The sequence below is a fragment of the Hominimerdicola alba genome (assembly GCF_900109655.1).
GTDB lineage: Bacteria > Bacillota > Clostridia > Oscillospirales > Ruminococcaceae > Hominimerdicola > Hominimerdicola alba_B.
Genome location: NZ_FOAT01000040.1, coordinates 1 through 5,352, shown reverse-complemented (window position 1 = coordinate 5,352; position 5,352 = coordinate 1). Strand labels below are relative to the sequence as shown.

Genomic DNA, 5,352 nt, shown 5'->3' with positions numbered 1-5,352 from the left:
AAAAAATCTTCAAAAAACTTCTGAAAAGGGGTTGACAAATGAAGAAAAGTGTGATATAATAAATGAGTTGTCTGACAAAGACAGATAACAAAAAGGCATCTTGAAAATTGAACAACCAAGAATACGAAAACCCTTGAAAATACTTTGAGTAAAAGTATTCAAAAGTCAAGTACAAGACTAAAAAAATGTACACGTTCAGTGAAACGAAACTGAGATCATAATTACTCTGAAGAGAGTATTAGGATACAACTTTATTAAGAGTTTGATCCTGGCTCAGGACGAACGCTGGCGGCACGCTTAACACATGCAAGTCGAACGAGCGAAAGGTGCTTGCACCTCTAGCTAGTGGCGGACGGGTGAGTAACACGTGAGCAATCTGCCTTTCGGTGGGGGATACCAATTGGAAACGATTGTTAATACCCCATAACATAACGAAGCCGCATGACTTTGTTATCAAAGATTTATTGCCGGAAGATGAGCTCGCGTCTGATTAGGTAGTTGGTGAGGTAACGGCTCACCAAGCCGACGATCAGTAGCCGGACTGAGAGGTTGAACGGCCACATTGGGACTGAGACACGGCCCAGACTCCTACGGGAGGCAGCAGTGGGGAATATTGCACAATGGGCGAAAGCCTGATGCAGCGATGCCGCGTGAGGGAAGAAGGTTTTAGGATTGTAAACCTCTGTCTTTGGGGACGATAATGACGGTACCCAAGGAGGAAGCTCCGGCTAACTACGTGCCAGCAGCCGCGGTAATACGTAGGGAGCGAGCGTTGTCCGGAATTACTGGGTGTAAAGGGAGCGTAGGCGGGATTGCAAGTCAGGTGTGAAATTTAGGGGCTTAACCCCTGAACTGCACTTGAAACTGTAGTTCTTGAGTGAAGTAGAGGTAAGCGGAATTCCTAGTGTAGCGGTGAAATGCGTAGATATTAGGAGGAACATCAGTGGCGAAGGCGGCTTACTGGGCTTTAACTGACGCTGAGGCTCGAAAGCGTGGGGAGCAAACAGGATTAGATACCCTGGTAGTCCACGCCGTAAACGATGATTACTAGGTGTGGGGGGACTGACCCCTTCCGTGCCGCAGTTAACACAATAAGTAATCCACCTGGGGAGTACGGCCGCAAGGCTGAAACTCAAAGGAATTGACGGGGGCCCGCACAAGCAGTGGAGTATGTGGTTTAATTCGAAGCAACGCGAAGAACCTTACCAGGTCTTGACATCGTACGCATAGCATAGAGATATGTGAAATCCCTTCGGGGACGTATAGACAGGTGGTGCATGGTTGTCGTCAGCTCGTGTCGTGAGATGTTGGGTTAAGTCCCGCAACGAGCGCAACCCTTACTGTTAGTTGCTACGCAAGAGCACTCTAGCAGGACTGCCGTTGACAAAACGGAGGAAGGTGGGGATGACGTCAAATCATCATGCCCCTTATGACCTGGGCTACACACGTACTACAATGGCTGTTAACAGAGGGAAGCAAAATGGTGACATGGAGCAAAACCCTAAAAGCAGTCTTAGTTCGGATTGTAGGCTGCAACCCGCCTACATGAAGTCGGAATTGCTAGTAATCGCGGATCAGCATGCCGCGGTGAATACGTTCCCGGGCCTTGTACACACCGCCCGTCACGCCATGGGAGTCGGTAACACCCGAAGCCTGTGTTCTAACCGCAAGGAGGAAGCAGTCGAAGGTGGGATTGATGACTGGGGTGAAGTCGTAACAAGGTAGCCGTATCGGAAGGTGCGGCTGGATCACCTCCTTTCTATGGAGAACCGAAGCATAAAAAGCTTCATAAAAAATCTCCGGTCAGCAAGTGGTGGAAACAGCAGGTTGTTCAATTTTGAGGATGCCTCATGAAAGGAAAAGCTTTCATGTGAGTATCTTAAAAAGAGCATAAGAGTCCCTTAAACGGGGGTGTAGCTCAGCTGGGAGAGCACCTGCTTTGCAAGCAGGGGGTCAGGAGTTCGATCCTCCTCATCTCCACCATGGGACGAGGACGCAATCACACAGCTGAACTAAGACGAGAACTAAAACTCGTAGAGAATTAAGGTGCTGCGGAGCAGCAAAGCGAGCTTTAGTGAGCTTAATAATTCTCTGCCAAAACATCGCGAAGCGATTTTTGGGCGCATAGCTCAGGTGGTTAGAGCGCACGCCTGATAAGCGTGAGGTCGGTGGTTCGAGTCCACTTGTGCCCACTGGGAAGGAAATCCCAAGACAGTAACTTGAAAATTGAATAATGAAGCAATATTAAAAGTAATGCAAATGAGGAAAACGACTAAAAACGAAAGTTAGAAGTCGGGAAAACTACAATCAGCATAACATTAAGGATAACATAATTCTAAGGTTAAGCTAATAAGAGCGTAGGGAGAATGCCTTGGCATTAGGAGCCGATGAAGGACGTGATAAGCTGCGATAAGCTGCGGGGAAGAGCAAGTATCTAATGATCCGCAGATTTCCGAATGGAGCAATCCGCATGAGTATGCTCATGCACTGTACAGTGAATAAAATAGCTGTATGGGGGGAACCGCCTGAACTGAAACATCTAAGTAGGGCGAGGAAGAGAAATCAACCGAGATTCTGTGAGTAGTGGCGAGCGAAAGCGGAAGAGGCTAAACCGAGAGTAGCAATACTTTCGGGGTTTTGGACAGCATTTAGTATTGTAATGATTTAGTTGAATCGTGTGGGAAAACGAACCAGAGAGTGTGAGAGTCACGTAAGCGAAAAGTCAGAGCAGCGAGCTGTATCCGGAGTACCGCGGGACACGTGAAACCCCGTGGGAAGATGGGGGGACCATCCTCCAAGCCTAAATACTACCTAATGACCGATAGCGAATAGTACTGTGAAGGAACGGTGAAAAGAACCCCGGGAGGGGAGTGAAATAGAACCTGAAACCCTATGCTTACAAGCACCGAGAGCCCGTCAATGGGTGATCGGGTACCTTTTGTAGAATGGTCCGGCGAGTTATTGTATGCGGCAAGGTTAAGTGCTTAAGGCACGGAGCCGAAGCGAGAGCGAGTCTGAATAGGGCGGCAAAGTCGTATGCAATAGACCCGAAACCGAGTGACCTAACCATGTCCAGGCTGAAGTGGAGGTAAAACTCCATGGAGGGCCGAACCCACGTCCGTTGAAAAGGCCGGGGATGAGGTGTGGTTAGCGGTGAAATTCCAATCGAACTCGGATATAGCTGGTTCTCTCCGAAATAGCTTTAGGGCTAGCCTCATGACAGATTACCGGAGGTAAAGCACTGAATGGGCTAGGGGTCGAAAGATTACTGAACCTTATCAAACTAAGAATGCCGGATAATCGATTCATGGGAGTCAGACTGTGTGAGATAAGTCTCACAGTCAAAAGGGAAACAGCCCAGACCCACAGCTAAGGTCCCAAAGTACATTTAAGTGGAAAAGGATGTGGGGTTGCATAAACAACCAGGATGTTGGCTTAGAAGCAGCCACTCATTAAAAGAGTGCGTAATAGCTCACTGGTCGAGTGACCCTGCGCCGAAAATTCAACGGGGCTAAAATGTACACCGAAGCTTGGGATTGTCAGTAATGACAGTGGTAGGAGAGCGTCGAATAAGGGGTGAAGTCAGAGCGGAAGCGCTGGTGGACTTTATTCGAGTGAGAATGCCGGAATGAGTAGCGAGAATTATGTGAGAATCATAATGGCCGAAAATCTAAGGTTTCCTGAGGAAGGTTCGTCCGCTCAGGGTAAGCCGGGGGCTAAGGTCAGGCCGAAAGGCGTAGCCGATGCACATACGGTTGAAATTCCGTAGCCACCGAAAGATTTAAGTATAGGGACGCTTCGAAAGTGATGTTGCCGGGCGATGGTTGACCCGGTCGTAAGGGATCGAAAATAAGTAGAGAAGTCATCATGGACGGAGACAAGAAAAGCTATATGTATATCTAAGGTGCCCGTACCGCAAACCGACACAGGTAGATAGGAAGAAGATTCTAAGGCCAACGGGAGAAGGGTTGTTAAGGAACTCGGCAAGTTGACCCCGTAACTTAGGGATAAGGGGTGCTTGAGTGATCAAGCCGCAGAGAATAGGCCCAGGCGACTGTTTAGCAAAAACACAGGTCTCTGCTAAATCGAAAGATGACGTATAGGGGCTGACACCTGCCCGGTGCCGGAAGGTTAAGAGGAGATGTGAGAGCATTGAATTGAAGCCCCGGTAAACGGCGGCCGTAACTATAACGGTCCTAAGGTAGCGAAATTCCTTGTCAGGTAAGTTCTGACCCGCACGAATGGTGTAACGATCTGGGCACTGTCTCAACAACCCGCCCGGCGAAATTGTAGTACCGGTGAAGATGCCGGTTACCCGCGACTAGACGGAAAGACCCCATGGAGCTTTACTGTAGCCTAATATTGGATTTCGGTATTTCATGTACAGGATAGGTGGGAGACTGGGAAGCATTGGCGTCAGCTGATGTGGAGTCACTGTTGGGATACCACTCTTGAAGTGCTGGAGTTCTAACCTGCGGCTTTGAATCAAGTCGGGGGACATTGTTAGGTGGGCAGTTTGACTGGGGCGGTCGCCTCCTAAAGAGTAACGGAGGCGCTCAAAGGTTCGCTCTGCATGGATGGAAACCATGCGTCAGAGTGTAAACGCAAAAGCGAGCCTAACTGCGAGAATGACGGTTCGAGCAGTAACGAAAGTTGGAGTTAGTGATCCGGCGGTATGTGAATGGAAATGCCGTCGCTCAACGGATAAAAGCTACCCTGGGGATAACAGGCTGATCTCCCCCAAGAGTCCACATCGACGGGGAGGTTTGGCACCTCGATGTCGGCTCATCGCATCCTGGGGCTGAATTCGGTCCCAAGGGTTTGGCTGTTCGCCAATTAAAGCGGTACGCGAGCTGGGTTCAGAACGTCGTGAGACAGTTCGGTCCCTATCTGTCGTGGGCGTAGGATATTTGCAAGGAGCTGTCCCTAGTACGAGAGGACCGGGATGGACGCACCTCTGGTGCACCAGTTGTCACGCCAGTGGCACAGCTGGGCAGCTATGTGCGGAACGGATAAACGCTGAAGGCATCTAAGCGTGAAGCCGCCCTTAAGATAAGATATCCCATCTTTATGAGTAAGACCCCTTGAAGACTACAAGGTTGATAGGCACAAAGTGTAATTGCAGTGATGTATTTAGCTAGCGTGTACTAATTGGTCGAGGGCTTGTCCTAAATTATGTTAGTCCTTAAATGTTTCATTATTCAATTTTGAGGTTATTGTCCTCAATCTATAGTCGGTGATCATTGAGATGAGGTCACACCTGTTCCCATGCCGAACACAGAAGTTAAGCTCATCTTCGCTGAAAATACTCGGCGGGCGACCGCCCGGGAAAATAAGTTGTCGCCGGCTCTT

At 49.1% G+C, this 5,352-nt stretch carries 2 tRNA genes and 3 rRNA genes; all 5 read left to right on the top strand.

Features of this window, described 5'->3' with window-relative positions:
* Positions 1–250: 250 nt before the first annotated feature.
* The 5 genes from BMY75_RS17360 to rrf all read left to right on the top strand — a co-directional run bounded on the left by BMY75_RS17360 (position 251) and on the right by rrf (position 5,349).
* Positions 251–1,759, top strand: a 16S ribosomal RNA gene (locus BMY75_RS17360).
* A 148-nt stretch (positions 1,760–1,907) separates the two neighbouring features.
* Positions 1,908–1,983 (top strand) — tRNA-Ala (locus BMY75_RS17355).
* 135 nt (positions 1,984–2,118) lie between these two features.
* A tRNA-Ile gene (locus BMY75_RS17350) sits at positions 2,119–2,192 on the top strand.
* 147 nt (positions 2,193–2,339) lie between these two features.
* Positions 2,340–5,171, top strand: a 23S ribosomal RNA gene (locus BMY75_RS17345).
* Positions 5,172–5,232: 61 nt separating this feature from the next.
* Positions 5,233–5,349, top strand: a 5S ribosomal RNA gene (gene rrf / locus BMY75_RS17340).
* The 16S, 23S and 5S rRNA genes sit together here with 2 tRNA genes alongside, the layout of an rRNA operon.
* Positions 5,350–5,352 lie beyond the last annotated feature (3 nt).